Annotated in this window: 13 protein-coding genes; 9 read left to right on the forward strand and 4 right to left on the reverse strand. The window is 39.7% G+C overall.

The features are described 5' to 3' along the window. Positions 1-21: 21 nt before the first annotated feature. The 3 genes from ACNSN3_RS05560 to ACNSN3_RS05570 are packed head-to-tail and all read left to right on the forward strand — an operon-like array spanning position 22 to position 3,675. Positions 22-2,229, forward strand: a complete 2,208-nt coding sequence (locus tag ACNSN3_RS05560; RefSeq protein ID WP_055011813.1) for a GumC family protein — start codon at positions 22-24, stop codon at positions 2,227-2,229. Between the two features lie 11 nt (positions 2,230-2,240). Further along, positions 2,241-2,969, forward strand: coding sequence for a tyrosine-protein phosphatase (locus ACNSN3_RS05565; RefSeq protein WP_418608732.1), 729 nt, complete (start codon positions 2,241-2,243; stop codon positions 2,967-2,969). Then, the gene (locus tag ACNSN3_RS05570) at positions 2,962-3,675 is read left to right on the forward strand and encodes a VpsP family polysaccharide biosynthesis protein (protein WP_418608733.1); all 714 of its coding nucleotides are present in this window, start codon (positions 2,962-2,964) and stop codon (positions 3,673-3,675) included. Before ACNSN3_RS05565 ends, ACNSN3_RS05570 begins: the two co-directional genes overlap by 8 nt. 754 nt (positions 3,676-4,429) lie before the next feature. On the opposite strand, the gene ACNSN3_RS05575 is transcribed toward ACNSN3_RS05570, so the two are convergent. Further along, positions 4,430-4,801: a GxxExxY protein gene (locus ACNSN3_RS05575; RefSeq protein WP_138570616.1), complete on the reverse strand. Its 372-nt coding sequence runs from the start codon at positions 4,799-4,801 to the stop codon at positions 4,430-4,432. 866 nt (positions 4,802-5,667) lie between these two features. After that, positions 5,668-7,107: a 16S rRNA (cytosine(1407)-C(5))-methyltransferase RsmF gene (gene rsmF / locus ACNSN3_RS05580; protein WP_418609043.1), complete on the reverse strand. Its 1,440-nt coding sequence runs from the start codon at positions 7,105-7,107 to the stop codon at positions 5,668-5,670. Between the two features lie 264 nt (positions 7,108-7,371). On the opposite strand from rsmF, the gene ACNSN3_RS05585 reads away from it, so the two are divergent. The 5 genes from ACNSN3_RS05585 to prpF all read left to right on the forward strand — a co-directional run bounded on the left by ACNSN3_RS05585 (position 7,372) and on the right by prpF (position 14,076). Continuing rightward, positions 7,372-8,085 carry a GntR family transcriptional regulator gene (locus ACNSN3_RS05585; protein WP_010389679.1) on the forward strand — a complete coding sequence of 238 codons (714 nt, stop codon included), beginning with the start codon at positions 7,372-7,374 and terminating at the stop codon, positions 8,083-8,085. Positions 8,086-8,155: 70 nt separating this feature from the next. After that, the gene (prpB, locus tag ACNSN3_RS05590; RefSeq protein ID WP_138570618.1) at positions 8,156-9,034 is read left to right on the forward strand and encodes a methylisocitrate lyase; all 879 of its coding nucleotides are present in this window, start codon (positions 8,156-8,158) and stop codon (positions 9,032-9,034) included. A 25-nt stretch (positions 9,035-9,059) separates the two neighbouring features. Then, positions 9,060-10,187 (forward strand): bifunctional 2-methylcitrate synthase/citrate synthase, encoded by a 1,128-nt coding sequence (prpC, locus tag ACNSN3_RS05595; RefSeq protein WP_290158224.1) that lies wholly within the window; start codon positions 9,060-9,062, stop codon positions 10,185-10,187. 94 nt (positions 10,188-10,281) lie between these two features. After that, positions 10,282-12,891, forward strand: a complete 2,610-nt coding sequence (acnD, locus tag ACNSN3_RS05600; protein ID WP_418608734.1) for a Fe/S-dependent 2-methylisocitrate dehydratase AcnD — start codon at positions 10,282-10,284, stop codon at positions 12,889-12,891. 12 nt (positions 12,892-12,903) lie between these two features. Beyond that, complete coding sequence (gene prpF, locus ACNSN3_RS05605; RefSeq protein ID WP_418608735.1) at positions 12,904-14,076, forward strand: 2-methylaconitate cis-trans isomerase PrpF; 1,173 nt, start codon at positions 12,904-12,906, stop codon at positions 14,074-14,076. A 73-nt stretch (positions 14,077-14,149) separates the two neighbouring features. Here the strand turns inward: prpF and ACNSN3_RS05610 are convergent, their stop codons facing one another. Then, positions 14,150-15,049, reverse strand: a complete 900-nt coding sequence (locus ACNSN3_RS05610; protein WP_418608736.1) for a substrate-binding periplasmic protein — start codon at positions 15,047-15,049, stop codon at positions 14,150-14,152. Positions 15,050-15,363: 314 nt separating this feature from the next. Between ACNSN3_RS05610 and ACNSN3_RS05615 the strand changes: the two genes are divergently transcribed. Beyond that, positions 15,364-16,287, forward strand: coding sequence for a hypothetical protein (locus ACNSN3_RS05615; protein ID WP_138620960.1), 924 nt, complete (start codon positions 15,364-15,366; stop codon positions 16,285-16,287). Here ACNSN3_RS05615 and ACNSN3_RS05620 read toward each other — a convergent pair. Further along, complete coding sequence (locus tag ACNSN3_RS05620) at positions 16,284-17,099, reverse strand: amino acid ABC transporter substrate-binding protein (protein WP_418608737.1); 816 nt, start codon at positions 17,097-17,099, stop codon at positions 16,284-16,286. The two genes, ACNSN3_RS05615 and ACNSN3_RS05620, sit on opposite strands and share 4 nt — an antisense overlap. Between the last annotated feature and the right edge of the window lie 249 nt (positions 17,100-17,348).

The following is a 17,348-nucleotide window of genomic DNA, read 5'->3' on the forward strand; positions in this document are numbered from 1 at the left end:
GTTTAAGGCAGTAATAATAAAATGAATACACTATCTGAAAAGCCTAGCAACAACGAGGAAGTTATTGATTTAGGTGCTTATCTTAATGTTATTAAGCAAAGTAAATGGAAGATTTTAGGTTTTGCTATTGTAGTTACATTACTAACTATAATGGTTGCGTTAACTTTAGTGCCTAAATATGTAGCTACAGCCACTTTATTGATTGAGTCGGAGCAAACCAAGGCGGTGAGTTTTGACGAAATATATGGCTTAGATTCTACTAAAAAAGAATATTACTTAACTCAATTTGAAGTGATTAAGTCAAACAGTATTGCTCGTGAGGTTATTACTAAACTCAACTTAAAAGAGCATACCGACTTTATTGCTAAACCTTCACTTACAGGTGAGTTAAAAGGCATGGTTAAGCAGCTGTTACCTTTTTTAAATAAAAAAGAAAGCTCAGCGCTTAGCGAAGAAGAGCAAGCAGAGCGAGAAATGTTAGGTTTGCTTGCTGCATTCAAATCGCGTTTGAGTGTCTCTCCTATAATGAAAACGCAATTAGTGCGTGTAAGTTTTGAGTCAAGTGACCCTAAGTTAGCTGCTTTGGTAGCAAATACGGTGGGTGAAGTTTACATTGAAAGCCAAATGCGCGCTAAAATGGGTATTACACAGCAGGCGTCAAGTTGGTTAAATACGCGTTTATCTGAATTGCGTATACAACTAGATAGCTCTGAAGTGCGCTTACAAGCTTACCGAGAAGAACAAAAACTGGTTGATATAGAAGGCATAGCTGGGCTGGTTACTCAAGAGCTTGAGCAAACTTCAAAGCAGTTAGTTGATGCGCGTGCGACTAAAAATAACCTTGAAAGCATTAACCGTGTTATTAACGAATATGGTAACGATAACATAGAGTTACTTGGAAGCATGCCTGAGATTACTTCACATCGTGTTGTACAGGATGTTAAACGCGAAGTTGTGTTGGTTGAGCGTAAGGTGAGTGAGCTTAGTGAGGTTTACGGCCCTAAACATCCTAAAATGATTTCAGCTAAATCTGAGCTTGCCACCGTTAAAACTAACCTTAATAAGCAAATTAAAGGGTTAATTACCGGTATAGAAAAAGAGCTTAATAGAACAACGCGAACTGTAAATGCGCTTGAGCGCGACTTAGCTAAAATTCGTGCTGAATATCAAGATATTACCCGCAAAGAAACACAATATAATCAGCTTAAGCGTGAAGTTGAAACAAACCGTAATATTTTTAATACCTTTTTATCCCGCTCTAAAGAAACCGAAGTAACCAGTGACTTTAGTTCAGCTGCAGCGCGCTTTACAGACCGGGCTTATGCTCCAAGAAACCCTAGTAAACCTAACAAAAAGTTAATTGTTATTTTAGCTTTTGTGGCTAGTTTAGGTTTTGCGGTAGTAATGACCTTTGTTTTTGATGCCTTAAACGACACAGTTAAAAATAAAAATGATGTAGAAAATAAACTCGCACAGCGCATGTTAGGATTATTGCCGCATGTTGCAGTTCCTAAAAAGAGCTATTTTCCGATTCATGCTTATTTAGAAGATACTTATCGCCGCTTTGCTGAGTCGGTACGTACCTTCCGTACTAGTTTACTGTTAACTCATCTTGACCGAGCGCATCAGGTTATTGCGGTTACCTCTACCTCCCCAGGGGAAGGTAAAACCACCACTTCTGCTAATTTAGCGATGTCGTTGGCACAAATGGGTAAGGTATTATTAATTGATGCCGATTTACGTAAACCAACGTTAGCTAAACGTTTTGATATACCGGTATTTCACCCAGGTTTAAGTAATTTAATGATTGGTACTGAGCAATTAGCTGAGTGTGTTCATGTTGATACGCAATCGGGTGTTACAATTATGCCGAGTGGGCAAATACCGTCGAATCCACTTGAGTTGTTGTCAAGCCCACGCTTTGCACAATTGCTTAGTGAGTTAAAAGCGCAGTACGATCATATTATTGTTGATACACCGCCTACACAAGCAGTAAGTGATGCATTGGTAATTGCACAAAGTGTTGATTCAGTTGTTTATGTTGTTAAATCAGACATTACCCGTATTAAACCAATTACAGCGGGCCTAGAACGTTTATTTGAAGTAAAAGCTCACGTTGCTGGTGTGGTACTAAACAAGGTAGATATGAGTAAGTCTAAAGATGAGCATAGCCATGGTTACTATGATTATTACGATTACTCACAGCAACCTGAAAAGCCACAAGTGTAATTAAGTAATTTATGATTGATATTCATACGCATATTTTGCCGGGTATTGATGATGGCGCTAAAGATTTAACTGAATCTTTGGCGCTTTTAAAATTGGCCGAAAACGATGGCATTACTCATATGGTGGCAACGCCACATATACATGTGGGCCGCTTTAATAATGCGACTGCTCAAATACAAAACGATTTAGAGAGTTTAAAGCGAGAGGCACATAAAGAAGGTATTAATGTAAAATTAGCTGCCGCTGCTGAAGTTCGTTTAGACATAGAACTTATGGCAATGGTGATGGCTAATAAACTGCCTTTTATTGGTAAAATAGCAGACAAAAACGTGTTGCTATTAGAGTTACCGCATTCACACATGCCGCAAGGTTACGATAAGTTTATTCAGTGGCTCGCTAAACAAAATATACGCGTTATTATTCCGCATCCTGAACGTAACCGCGATATTCAGTCAAACCTTTATTATATTCAACACTTAAAGCAGTTAGGCTGTGATTTTCAGCTAACGGCATCGAGTATTGAAGGTGAGTGGGGCGAAAGCGCACAAACTATAGCGTTACAAATGCTAAAAGATGGTTTAGTGAACTATGTTGCCTCTGATGCTCACTCAGTAAAACGCCGACCTCCTATATTGAGCCAAGCTAGAAAAACAGTAGCGCAATTATTAGGTGAAGAGCAGGCTACAACGCTTTTTATAACTAACCCGCTGCAGCTAACCGAGTGTTTATTTAATGACTAAATTAAACATGTTCAAGGCAGTTCCTGCTGCTATATTAGCCATGATTGTACTTGTTATCGCTTATACCAGTATGCAAAGTATGCGTGCAAATGCGTGGTACTTTAATGCACTTAATATTGTGCAAGAGTCGGATGGCGCTTTATCTGGTTCATCGCTTCAAGCTGCAGAAAATGCGATTACGTTGGCTACAAATATGGATCCTGACCATCCTCATTATTGGCACTTTTTAGCCCATATAAAAATGCTAGGTTTAGCCGGTATTGATACCACATCAAGTGAGCAGTCAGATAAAGTTAAGCAAACATACCAACAGGCTGAGCAAGCGTTATTAAAGTCGGTTGAGCTTAGACAAACTTGGGCACTAACCTGGATAAGCTTGGCACAAGTAGTAAGTTATCAAGAGGGCCCTACCAAGCGGGTATATGATTATATTCAGCAAGCTAAAAAAGTTGGGCCGTATAAGTTAGATGTTCACTTAGGTATCATCCAAATTGCGTTAATGCACTGGAATGAACTACCACCTACCTACAAAGCCCTTTATGTGAATGAGCTAAAGTTAGCCTCTAAATACGGCTATAAGTTTAATAACATCTTTAGTATGGCGAAAGAAATGAACCGACTACCTATAGTGTGTTTATCGCTTCAATTTGGTTCTCATTATGAGGCTATTAGAAACAGTTGGATGTTTAATAAATACTGTGGTTAAAATACACGCTTCGAGCAACGAGATATGGGCTGCGAGGTACGTGCTAAGGTCTCAGAATTTAGGGTTGATTGTAGACGCATAGCTTGCTCGCTTAACAAGCGCAGCTTCTGGTTTTGAGTATTTTTATCTTCTAAATGCTAAGTGTCTATAACTTCTTTTTTTTAAATAATTCACCAAGACCAAATTGCACCGAGAGAAGCGAATGAGGAGTAAATGAGAAAACACTAACGACTAGGCCTAGTTATTAATTAAAATATTCTGTATTTGTCACTATCTCTAAAAGCGCAGCGTTTCTTAATCCTCCTTGCTCATGATTTGCTTAGATTTAATTGCACTGAGAGAAGCGAATGTGAAGTAAATGAGAAACCAAAGCCATTAACCTAAGTACTAATTATTTTGTCGCTACCTCTAAAAGCGCAGCGTCTCTTAGCCCTCTTTGTGCATAATTTTCTTAAAGATCTTATTGCACTGAGAGAAGCGAATGAGAAGTAAATGAGAAACCAAAGCCACTAACCGAAGTGATTAATTGTTTTGACACTATCTCTAAAAGCGTAGCGACTCATAACCTCTTTGTGCATAATTTCTCTTAAAGATCTTATTGCACTGAGAGAAGGGAATGAGTAGTAAATGAGAAACCAAAGCCCTAATCCAATTGAATAATTATTTTGTCACTACCTCTAAAAGCGCAGCGCCTCTTAATCCTCTTTGTGCATCTTCACTTAAGAGAATATTAACTATCAAGTTGATTGAAAAATCATAAATTAAAGCGCTTGATACCATCAACCAACTTTAGTGTATTAAAGTTAATTAGTAAGCCCGTATTTATATTTGATAGCTTCATATATGTAATCAACTGAGCTGAGTGAATAGGTTGTAGTTTATCAACGGCCTTCAGTTCAATTATTAATTCATTTGGTAATAAAATGTCCAATTTATAGCCTGTTGCAATATATTGTTCCTTGTAAATTATTGGTAGTTCAACTTGATTTTTAATAAATAACCCAGCCTGACATAACTCATACATTAAACAAGATTCATAGCTTGACTCCAATAAGCCAGGGCCTAAGGTTTTGTGTACCTCTATAGCGCAGCCAATAACTATTTGTGTTAACTCGTCAATGTGCATGATTATCCTTATTCAATGGTAACTTTAAGAGTTAGATTTTTTATTTCTGCTTGTATTGATTTAGACTGATTATAGTTTAGTAAAATAATTTATCCTTTACACAACAATTCAAAGCTTACCTAACATAGAAAATTGTATGAGAAAACATTAAATACTAGGCCTAGTTATTAATTAAAATATTCTGTATTTGTCACGTCCTCTAAATCGCAGAACCTTTTCATCCTTTATATGAATAATTCACTAAGACCTAATTGAACTGAGAGAAGCGAATGAGGAGCAAATGAGAAGATCAAACAGATCTTAAGTAGAGCTCATAACTTATAGATAGACGCTGAGCTTGCCCGCGTGAAAAGTACAGCTTCTGATTTTTAAGTGTCATCCTCTAAAAGCGCAGCGTCTCTTAGCCCTCTTTGTGCATAATTTTCTTAAAGATCTTATTGCACTGAGAGAAGCGAATGAGAAGTAAATGAGAAACCAAAGCCACTAACCGAAGTGATTAATTGTTTTGACACTATCTCTAAAAGCGTAGCGACTCATAACCTCTTTGTGCATAATTTCTCTTAAAGATCTAATTGTAATGCTAGGGCAAGTTTCGGGATTAAGCTCGTAACCCGATCCCCGAAGCCCGTTAACTTTTGTCTAGACAAAAAAAGACCCAGAGCTATAAGGAACTCTGGGTTATAGAGGGGCTCACATGTGAGCCCTGCGCTAACTAAAGACACTTTCAGATTCTTAGGGAGAAGAAGAAAGTTATTTAAGTATAGTCAAAAGCTTCAAAAATACACATTTTTGTTCGTTTTTTATACTGCAATAATTACAGTGGGTTACATTTGTTATGCACACCTTTTTTACATTTAAGTTAGGGTTTACTCCCAGTTTATTAACTGCGTATTTTGCACCAAATCTCTAGGTAGTGAGTTTTTAACCTTATTTTTTTGCCACTTTCCTAAACCAATAGGGCAACCACATAAGGTCAGGATCACTTCGCCAGTTGCCTTAACAACCTCATCCAAACGAATGTCTTTACCATTAAAGTAATCACTGGCTTGTTGATTGGTTAATTCCAGTACATTACTTTTACATTGCTTACCAAATACGGTGGCAAACTCGTGAGCAAGGCGTACCCCATTTTTATGAATAACACCAACCTGAATACCTAATCGAGCATATTTAATTTTGTTTTGTATCGCTTCAAATTCATCTGGAAACAGCCAAAGCTCTTTGTCTCGCTGCATTAATGTGCCTGGTAGACTCGTTAAACCAAATTGCTTTTTGAGGGAGCTCATAAACGCACTTTGCTGTTTACTATCAAAGTCACTAAAAGGGAATGCACCTTTTTTAACTTTTAGATTTTGGTTTTCGCAGCTGCTGTGCTTTTTAAATTTAGCAATAAAAAAGCCTTCGCTGTCGAAGGTTTGAGGCCAAACATGTAAGTAACCCTCGTCTGTAGTGGCTTTTTCTGCGCCAGGGAAAAGATCATTTAAAGGCTCTGGCTTAATGTACTCACCAAATTCTTCTAGCAATGCATCACACACTTGCTGGTTTTCGAGAGGGGTTAATGTACAGGTTGAATACACCAATGTACCGCCAGGTTTAAGTGCGTAAAATGCACTTTTAATCAGATCTTTTTGTACTTGGGCAATAGTAACATTTGATTCGATAGACCAATTTTTTAATGCATCGCTATCTTTACGAACTGTGCCTTCACCAGAGCATGGCGCATCTAGCAATATGCTGTCAAAACATTCGAACATGTAATCACCAAATACAACGCCATCAAAATGTGAAAGGGCACAATTACCCACACCCATACGCTTTAACGTAGCACTGAGCACTTTTAAACGAGATGACGATAGCTCATTGGCAACGAGAACCCTCTGGTTATTCATTAGTGCCGCTAATTGTGATGTTTTTGATCCCGGGGCTGAGGCCATGTCGAGTACTGTGTTACTAGTTTGCAGGCTGTGCTTTAGTGCCATTGGCGGCAACATTGAGCTTGCCTCTTGTACGTACATTGCGCCACTTAAATGTAAATCGGTATTGCCCAGCGCTAAATTTTGCTCTTCATTATTTGGGCGCTCAAGCCAGAAGCCTTCATCGCACCACGGAATAGCAGTGAGTTGCCAATTTTTTTGAGCCGCATGGCGTTTAAATTCTTCAACACTCATTTTTAATGTATTAACGCGAACAGACTTACGTAAAGGTCGACGACAGGCACTTAAAAAATCATCTAACGTAAGGTGCTCAGGCAGATAAGTTTTTACGTCGTCAATAAATTGCTTGGGGATATAAGTGTTAGCGTCCACGATTTGGCTCATACAATAAAATTAAAGGCTGATAATAGCATTTTTAGCGATTATTTTCAGTGTTAAAGTCGAAATAGTAGCACCTTTAAAGTGTCGACACCTTATTGTGAAAAACGCACTCAATACTAAAAATTATTATACTTTTGGCTAATGCTGTCGACAATGTGGTGGTTTTTTGCTCATCCTTAGCACTTTTAGGGTTGACACTGTTAGCTAATAAGCACATAGTTAACCCATAAATTGTCGACAATATAAAAATACTTTATGACACAGCACTTTTTAAACGATACCGCAGTTACAACCGCTTCCGATAAAGTGTTTGTAGATATGCGCCGCGAAATTGTAGAAGGCAGTATTGCACAAGGCAGTAAAATATCAGAGCCAGAACTGGCAAAGCGTTATGGTGTAAGCCGTGCAACACTTAGAGAGGCATTAAATCGTTTAGAAAGTTGTTATTTAGTTGAGCGCAAAGCCAATATAGGTTGTCGTGTTGTAGCATTAACCGCGGAGCGTTTAATTGAAGTGTATCAGGTGCGCAGTGCCCTTGAAGGACTTGCATGTAGGTTAGCTGCCGACAATATGGCAGCCGATGAAGTACAAAGCTTGAAACAATTACTGAATCAGCATTTGCAAACTCAGCGTGTTAAAGAAGGTGAGTCGTACTATCAAGAGGCAGGCGATTTAGACTTTCATTATCGAATCATCAAAGGCAGTAAAAACGCTCATTTAATACATTTGTTATGCCACGATCTGTACCAGTTAATAAGAATGTACCGTGTACAAATGGGTATGGTTGGGCCACGCGTATCGAAAGCGTTTGACGAACATTTAGCCATTATTAACGCCATAGAAAACCATGATGGTGAGCTCGCTGAAATGCTAATGAAGCGCCATATCAGTGCTTCTCAAGCAAATATACAAACAAAATTTGATGGATATCAATCAGTACAAGCCACTCAAAATGAAATGGCAAACTAGTACAGATGTAACATTATTAAAAAATACTAAGCTGCCAAAGAGCAGCCCCGTTCAAAGTTAGGAGAAGGTAATGTCAGCAGGATTAAAATTTAAACAGGCAATTGCAAATAACCACCCGTTACAAGTTGTGGGTACTATTAACGCGTATACCGCAATGATGGCAGAAAAAATGGGCCATCAGGCTATTTACTTATCGGGTGCAGGTGTGGCTAATGCCTCATTTGGTATGCCAGATTTAGGCATGACTAGCCTTGATAACGTGCTTGAAGATATTCGCCGTATTACCGGTGCTAGTGATTTACCATTATTAGTTGATGCCGATACAGGTTGGGGCGGGGCGTTTAATATTGCCCGTACCGTTAAAGAAATGACTAAAGCAGGTGCAGCAGGGTTTCATATAGAAGATCAAGTAGCGCAAAAGCGTTGTGGCCATCGTCCTAATAAAGAAATAGTTACTCAAGCTGAAATGGTAGACCGTATTAAAGCGGCAGTTGATGCTAAAACCGATAGCGACTTTTACATTATGGCGCGTACTGATGCATTTCAAAAAGAAGGTTTAAATGCAGCAATAGACCGCGCAGCAGCCTGTGTTGAGGCGGGGGCCGATGCCATTTTTGCAGAAGCCGTTCATGATCTTGCTGATTACCAAGCATTTAGCAAAGCGATTAACGTGCCGATCTTAGCCAACATTACCGAGTTTGGCCAAACACCTATTTACACCAAAGAGCAGTTAAGCGATGTGGGTGTAGAAATGGTGCTTTACCCACTAAGTGCGTTTAGAGCTATGAACAAAGCAGCACTCAATGTGTACTCGGCTATTTTGAATGAAGGGTCGCAACAAAGCCAAATTGAAAGTATGCAAACGCGTGCAGAGCTTTACGACTTTTTAGATTATCACTCGTACGAAAATACGCTAGATAACCTTTTTTCAGCAAAATCTGACAAATAATAAAAAATTCAACAGGAGACAAATCATGGTAGATAAAGCATTAGGTGGCGCAGGCTTACGTGGCCAAGTAGCAGGACAAACAGCATTATGTACAGTAGGGCAAACAGGCTCAGGTTTAACTTACTGTGGTTACGACATTAGCGAACTGGCTGAAAAAGCGCAGTTTGAAGAAGTGTCGTTTTTACTTTCACGCGGCGAGCTACCAACATCAAGCGAACTGGCAGAGTACAAAGCTAAACTTAAGAGCTTACGTGGTTTACCTGAGTCACTAAAAACAGTGCTAGAGAACATCCCTAAAGACGCACACCCAATGGATGTAATGCGTACTGGTTGCTCTATGCTAGGTAACCTTGAAATGGAAAATGACTTTAGCGAAGCAAACGATGCGATTGACCGCATGGTGGCAATTTTCCCAAGTATTATTTGTTACTGGTATCGTTTTACTCATGACGGTGTTCGTATTGAAACACAAACGGATGATGATTCAGTAGGCGCACACTTTTTAACGCTATTACACGATAAAGCGCCAAGTGAATTATTTGCACAAGTGATGAATGTATCACTAATTTTGTACGCAGAGCATGAATTTAATGCCTCTACTTTTACTGGTCGTGTGTGTGCATCTACGTTATCTGACATTCACTCATGTGTTACTGGCGCAATTGGTACCTTACGTGGCCCACTGCATGGTGGTGCAAACGAAGCCGCAATGGATATGATTGAAAGCTTTACTAGTGCTGACCAAGCTGAAGATGCGCTTATGGGCATGCTTGAGCGTAAAGATAAAATTATGGGCTTTGGCCACGCTATTTACCGCGAGTCAGATCCACGTAATGTTATTATTAAAAAATGGTCTGAAAAATTAGCCGCAGAAGTGGGTGACGATGTGCTTTACCCAGTGTCTGTTCGCTGTGAAGAAGTAATGTGGCGTGAGAAGAAGTTATTCTGTAATGCCGATTTCTTCCATGCATCAGCGTACCACTTTATGGGTATTCCTACTAAGTTGTTCACGCCTATCTTCGTAATGAGCCGTGTAACCGGTTGGACAGCTCACGTAAAAGAGCAGCGTGCAAATAATCGTATTATTCGCCCAAGTGCCGATTACACAGGGCCAGATGCGCGTAGCTACACGCCAATTGAATCAAGAGGCTAATTAGTTAGCGTTTAAGGTGAGCACTCGGCTCACCTTTTATTGTTTATAACGCTTTTACCGCACTCTCCTCCGTCACCAAATTAGCGAATTTATTATGACCATTATTAATAACACCCAATACCGTAAGCCATTACCAGGCTCAAATGTAGATTACTACGATACCCAAGCCGCGGTAGATGCCATTAAACCAGGCGCATACGCTACTCTCCCTTATAGCTCGCGTGTATTTGCCGAAAACTTAGTGCGCCGCTGTGAACCCGATATGCTAACCGATGCGCTTAGCCAAATAATTGAGCGCAAGCAAGATTTAGATTTTCCATGGTATCCGGCACGCGTTGTATGTCACGATATTTTAGGGCAAACCGCTCTAGTTGATTTAGCTGGCCTGCGTGACGCTATTGCTGCAAAAGGCGGCGATCCTGCAAAAGTAAACCCAGTTGTACCTACTCAACTGATTGTTGACCATTCATTAGCTGTTGAGCACGCAGGCTTTGATCCTGAAGCGTTTGAGAAAAACCGCGCTATTGAAGACAGACGCAACGATGACCGTTTCCATTTTATAAACTGGACAAAAACCGCGTTTAAAAATATTGATGTGATCCCGCCGGGCAATGGCATCATGCATCAGATTAACCTTGAAAAAATGTCGCCGGTTATTCAAAATCGTGATGGTATTGCATTCCCAGACACGCTAGTAGGTACCGACAGCCATACACCGCATGTTGATGCATTAGGTGTTATTGCTGTTGGCGTGGGCGGCCTTGAAGCCGAAAGTGTAATGCTAGGGCGCGCATCGTACATTCGTTTACCAGATATTGTTGGCGTAGAGCTTACCGGTAAACGCCAACCGGGCATTACTGCAACCGATATTGTATTGGCTATTACCGAATTTTTACGCGAGCAACGTGTGGTATCGACTTACCTCGAATTTTACGGTGAAGGTGCAGATGCACTAACCCTGGGTGACAGAGCGACCATTTCGAACATGACCCCAGAATTTGGCGCAACCGCCGCTATGTTCTACATTGACGATAAAACTATTGATTACTTACGTTTAACAGGTCGCGATGAAGAGCAAATTGCACTAGTAGAAAACTACGCTAAAACAGCAGGGCTATGGAGCGACAGCTTAAAAACAGCGCATTACGATCGTGTGCTTAAATTTGATTTATCAAGTGTAGGGCGCAACATTGCAGGGCCTTCAAATCCGCATCGTCGTGTATCTACCAGCGATTTAGCTAAAGAAGGTATTTCGGGCGTTGTTGAAAACGAAGAGGGCTTAATGCCAGATGGCGCGTGTATTATTGCCGCTATTACTAGCTGTACTAATACCAGTAACCCGCGCAATGTAATTGCGGCAGGTTTATTAGCGAGAAATGCAAATGCCAAAGGATTAATGCGTAAACCTTGGGTTAAAACCTCATTGGCACCGGGTTCTAAAGCAGTACAATCGTACCTTGAAGATGCAAACTTATTACCAGAGCTTGAGCAGCTTGGTTTTGGTATTGTTGGTTTTGCCTGTACTACCTGTAACGGTATGAGTGGTGCACTAGACCCTAAAATTCAACAAGAAGTCATTGAACGCGATTTATACGCAACAGCGGTGCTTTCGGGTAACCGTAACTTTGATGGTCGTATTCATCCGTATGCAAAGCAAGCGTTTTTAGCGTCTCCACCGCTTGTGGTTGCTTATGCTATTGCTGGTACCATTCGTTTTGATATAGAAAAAGATATCCTCGGTAAGGATCAGCAAGGTAACGATGTAACCTTAAAAGATTTATGGCCATCTGATGAAGAAATAGATGCAGTGATCAAGCAAAGTGTTAAGCCTGAGCAGTTTAGAAAAGTATACGAGCCAATGTTTAACTTAACCGTTGATTACGGCGAAGATAACGACCCATTATACGATTGGCGCTCTGAAAGTACGTATATTCGTCGCCCTCCTTATTGGGAAGGAGCATTAGCAGGTGAGCGCAGTATGAGTGGTATGCGTGCATTAGCGGTACTTGGCGATAACATTACAACCGATCATTTATCACCTTCTAATGCGATTATGGCAAGCAGCGCGGCAGGTGAATACCTGACTAAAATGAACGTGCCAGAAGAAGATTTTAACTCGTACGCAACGCACCGAGGCGATCACTTAACCGCGCAGCGCGCCACGTTTGCCAATCCTAAATTATTAAACGAAATGGTATTGGATGAAAACGGCGAAGTGAAGCAAGGATCGTACGCACGCATAGAGCCAGAAGGTGAAAACACGCGTATGTGGGAAGCCATCGAAACCTACATGCAGCGCAAACAACCGCTTATTATAGTTGCCGGTGCCGATTATGGGCAAGGTTCGTCGCGCGATTGGGCGGCAAAAGGTGTAAGGCTTGCTGGTGTTCAGGTTATTGCAGCCGAAGGGTTTGAACGTATTCATCGTACTAACTTAATTGGTATGGGCGTTTTGCCGCTTGAGTTTAAGCCAGGCACAACGCGTAAAACACTTAATCTTGATGGTAGCGAAAGCTACGATGTAAAGGGTGAGCCAACACCAGGAGCAACTTTGGAACTGGTTATTACACGTAAAAATGGTGAGGTAATAAACGTACCAATGAAGTGCCGATTAGATACGCAAGAAGAGCTCTCTATTTACGCTGCAGGCGGTGTTTTACAACGCTTTGCGCAAGACTTTTTAGAAGCTACGCAAGCATCATAAGGACGCACATTTATGTTTAAACCACAAATTAAAGTGCCAGCGACATACATGCGTGGTGGCACCAGTAAAGGCGTATTTTTTAATTTAACCGATTTACCTGCGCCTGCCCAAGTGGCAGGTGAGGCGCGCGATAGCTTATTATTGCGCGTTATTGGTAGCCCAGATGCATACGGTAAACAAACCGATGGTATGGGTGGCGCAACATCAAGCACCAGTAAAACCGTTATTTTAAGTAAAAGTGAACAGCCCGATCACGATGTTGATTATTTATTTGGTCAAGTCGCGATTGATAAAGCGTTTGTAGATTGGAGTGGCAACTGCGGTAATTTAACCTCTGCAGTTGGCGCATTTGCAATCAGTAATGGTTTAGTCGATAAAGGTAGAGTACCTGATAATGGCATTGCCATTGTGCGTGTATGGCAGGCTAACATTAAAAAAAGTATTTTAGTGCATGTACCCATGATCAATGGTGAAGTACAAGAAACCGGTGATTTTGAGTTAGATGGTGTTACCTTTCCTGCCGCTGAAGTAAAGCTTGAATTTATTGACCCTGCTGATGGTGATGGTGCGCTATTTCCAACAGGCAACGTAGTTGATGATTTAGAAGTTCCAAACGTGGGCACGTTAAAAGCAACTATGATCAATGCTGGTATTCCGACTATTTTTGTAAATGCCAGTGATATTGGTTATACCGGTGTTGAACTACAAGATGACATAAACGCTGATGAAGCCGCACTCACTAAGCTTGAAAGCATTCGTGCCCATGGGGCAGTAAAAATGGGCTTAATTAATAATATTAATGAAGCACAAGCACGCCAGCACACACCTAAAGTGGCATTTGTGGCTTCTCCACATGATTATATATCTTCAAGTGGTAAGCAGGTTAATGCAAGTGATATCGATTTGTTAGTCCGTGCTATGTCAATGGGTAAGTTACATCATGCAATGATGGGCACTGCCGCTGTCGCTATTGGTACTGCTGCGGCAGTTGAAGGAACATTAGTTAATTTAGCCGCCGGTGGTGGTGCTATTAATGAAGTTAACTTTGGTCACCCTTCGGGCACATTAAAAGTGGGAGCAGAGGCGGTGGTTACAAATGGCCAATGGCAGGTTAGCAAAGCCAGTATGAGCCGCAGCGCGCGTGTTTTAATGGAAGGCTGGGTAAGAGCGCCATTTGATTTTTAAACATTATATAATAGCTGATGGCTTTGAGAGCATCAGCTTTATAGTTACCATGTAGTTTAAAATAAATCGTTAATTATCCAAGGTTATAACACTGTTGTTTTTTATTTTTTATAAAGCTATCAAACTCATTGTTTGCATGCATATTCGCAATTTCAGTATTTATATCTTCCAAAATAGATTGCCATTGTGATGCACTTTTAGTTACAGAATAATATAGATTTTTGTATTCAATGCTTGGCATTAATGCAACGAGCGCATTTAGCATCCTTTTTTTATCTCTATTTGATAAAAGTGACTTGTAAACGCTGGCTTTAAGTACTTCTAAGTCAGCAACAATAAGCTCAACACGACCGTTTAATAGCAAGTGAATAAGCTGATATTCACTGTTTGCCACAATGGTTTTTATTTCACCTTGATCAATAAGTTCATCGAGTTTAGCACTATTCTTGTATGAACGAACGACGCCCATCACTCGGTTTTTTACAGAGTTAATGCTGCCATCGTAGTCAATAGTATGATCCTTTAGCGCAACAAATGATAAATAGCCGCCTGGAATAGGTTCTGATAGCGCCAATAACTGATTTCGTGTTTTTGTTAGAATATTTTCGGATATGACATCGTCGTCAATATAGTACTCAGGAAATAATATATCGGCTTTGCCTAGCTCTGCTTCGCGAACTGCACGCGCCCAAGGATAAAATTCAATATGAACGCCATAACCACGCTTTACCAGCATGCTAACTGTGAGCTGGTATAGCCAGCCTTTATTGCATAAGTTATCGTCTATGTAGGGAGGCCAGTTGAGAGTGACTAAACGAAGGACGGTATCAGCCTCTAAATTATAACCGTAACCGCTTTTGTATTTTTCGCCAGGAAGGGTGATATTTTTATCATTAACTGTGTAAGTTACTGGCGCAGGATCTGCGTAAGCAAAAAGTGAAATAAATAAGGTAGCGACTAAAAATATTCTCATAAGGATAATGCATTTTTATATGTACAGTTAAGTTTAGTGTGTTATCTGGAATAAACAACTTAAATGGTAAGGTTCTTTTAGTATTCATACAATTAAATATAGCCTTAAAAAGCGATAACTATTAACATGCGAATACAAGTAATTTAACTTAAATACGATTTAGTACTTATTTTATTAATAACATGAAAATTCAATCGTATTAAATAGAATAACTATATAAATAATTTTCATATTACTCTATTTCTAGGTGCTGTAATAAATCACCAATTGTGTTGGTATGATAATTAAAGGTGTTTTTACAAGAGGGAACTTTTATGGCTAATAAGCCAATAAGTGAAGATAATCCATTTGCTAATTTATCTGATGTGCAATGTGAACACATCCAAAATTGGTATCAAAAGCATATTTCTTTAACTCTAACCACGTTGCTCAAAGGCAGTAAGTCTGGTCAAGTAATAGACAGTAAATTAGAGCGCGCGTTAAACGAAGCATTAAAAAACAGTAAACAGACCATAACCTATAAAGGCGATGGTAATTCGCCTATAAAATTACAAAATGCCAGTGTATTGGCCGAGCTCAAAGATACACGTGATTTGTTTCATGGTGCACAAGTTAAAATAAATAAGTTAGAACAAAAAATAACAACAAGTGCTGACGAAATACAATTACTAGAGACTCAAAAAAGCGAACTACAACTAGAAGTACGTAGTTTAAAGCAACGGTTAAACCATGTTTTATCGAGATTAGAGTCGCAAGGCGTTTCGTTTCAAAAAAGCCATTATGTAGGGCGTATATTAGTACATGCTTTACGAGCAAGCTTTGAAAATTGGCAGCAAACGCCCTCTGGTGAGTCTTTCAAAAATCATGATTTTTATAAGCTTTTTCCTCGGGTGTTATACTCAAGTTTACTAAAAGAGATAGAAAAACTGCTAGGGGAGCATGATTATAATAAAATAGAACGCTCGTTGAGTGATTTTGTGTTTCAACAAAAGGGCTCTCCAGTAGAGAATTGGCCAGATGAAGACCCGATATACGAGACACGATTAATTAACCAAAAACAGTCAGAGCTTTTAATTAAGTTACAAAGCCAACACCAGCAGCGAAAAAACTTTACCGCCTATTTAGAAAAGCGTCTTTCTAATACTGGGTTTACGCATAAGCACAGTGATTTACTAATGACATTAGTTGAGTTTGCGACAAATGATGAAAATAGTAAGTTTTCTAGTTACTGCCATTAATTAGCAGTATTTGTTTGGCTAGTGAGCAGTAAAGGTGAAGTTAGAGGAGACTGTTGAAGCCCAAGTTGCTTTAGCCTAGCTGCAATATTGCCTTGCGTGAGTGCTTGCTTTACCCATTTATACAAGGTGCTTATATCTAGCGTGTGGTTTGGGCGGAGTAATAATTGATGATTATAGGTTTGTGTAACTCGCTCAGACACAAGTAGCAAACGCTTGCTTTTTGGATACTTGCTAAAGTATTGATTTAGGTAAGAGCGAGTAACAATAGCGCAATCGCTGCGTTTTTTTAATACTAATTCAATACTTCTTTTATGGCTGCTTAATAAAGTCATTTTATATTCGTTTTCAAGAACTGAGGGGCTACTTTCATAATTAGCTAACGGATAATGGTAGCCTAAAATACCCACTAAGGTTTTATCTTCTAAGTTATCAAACCAGGCTTGAGATTTTGCAAATTGCCTTAAAGCAATAAATACTTCTGTATCTATTGCTATAACAGGGGAGTTACTAATTACATTATTCCCTTGTTGCCACCCCCAGTTCGGGTTCTCAAAAAAAACCGAATCGAATAGGCCTTTTTGGTAATCCTTAAAGCGACGAATAGGCGTGGTTAGTACTAATTCAAAATGATAAGAAGACTGTATTTTATTGAGCTCGCTTATTAATTCAACGGTAAGACCAGAAACACGCCCATCAACAATTTCTATATAAGGAGGGAACTCATAGCCACCTACTTTAACCACCGTTTTTGCATGAGCCTCTTCAACTGAAAAGCCAAGTAAGGCTAGTAAAATGAGCGTAACAAACTTCATAGTTAAATCCTTTCTTAGCGTGCTTTTGATGTATTAATTTAAAAGATAGTCTATTTGTTAACATAGTATGAATTATCAAGCAATAAATACTGACTTTGCAGGGTGATTAAATGGATGTCATCCGACGGTGTTGGATATTAACCAATATCGGTGCAGTTTTGCTTTATGTTGGGTGATGTTTGGTGTTGGGGTGTTTCACCGATGTCGGGTGGCGTGGCTTCGCCACTTAACCGACCTACATTCTTTTTT

This window comes from Pseudoalteromonas sp. US3C1004 (assembly GCF_048401065.1).
GTDB classification, from domain to species: Bacteria; Pseudomonadota; Gammaproteobacteria; order Enterobacterales; family Alteromonadaceae; genus Pseudoalteromonas; species Pseudoalteromonas undina.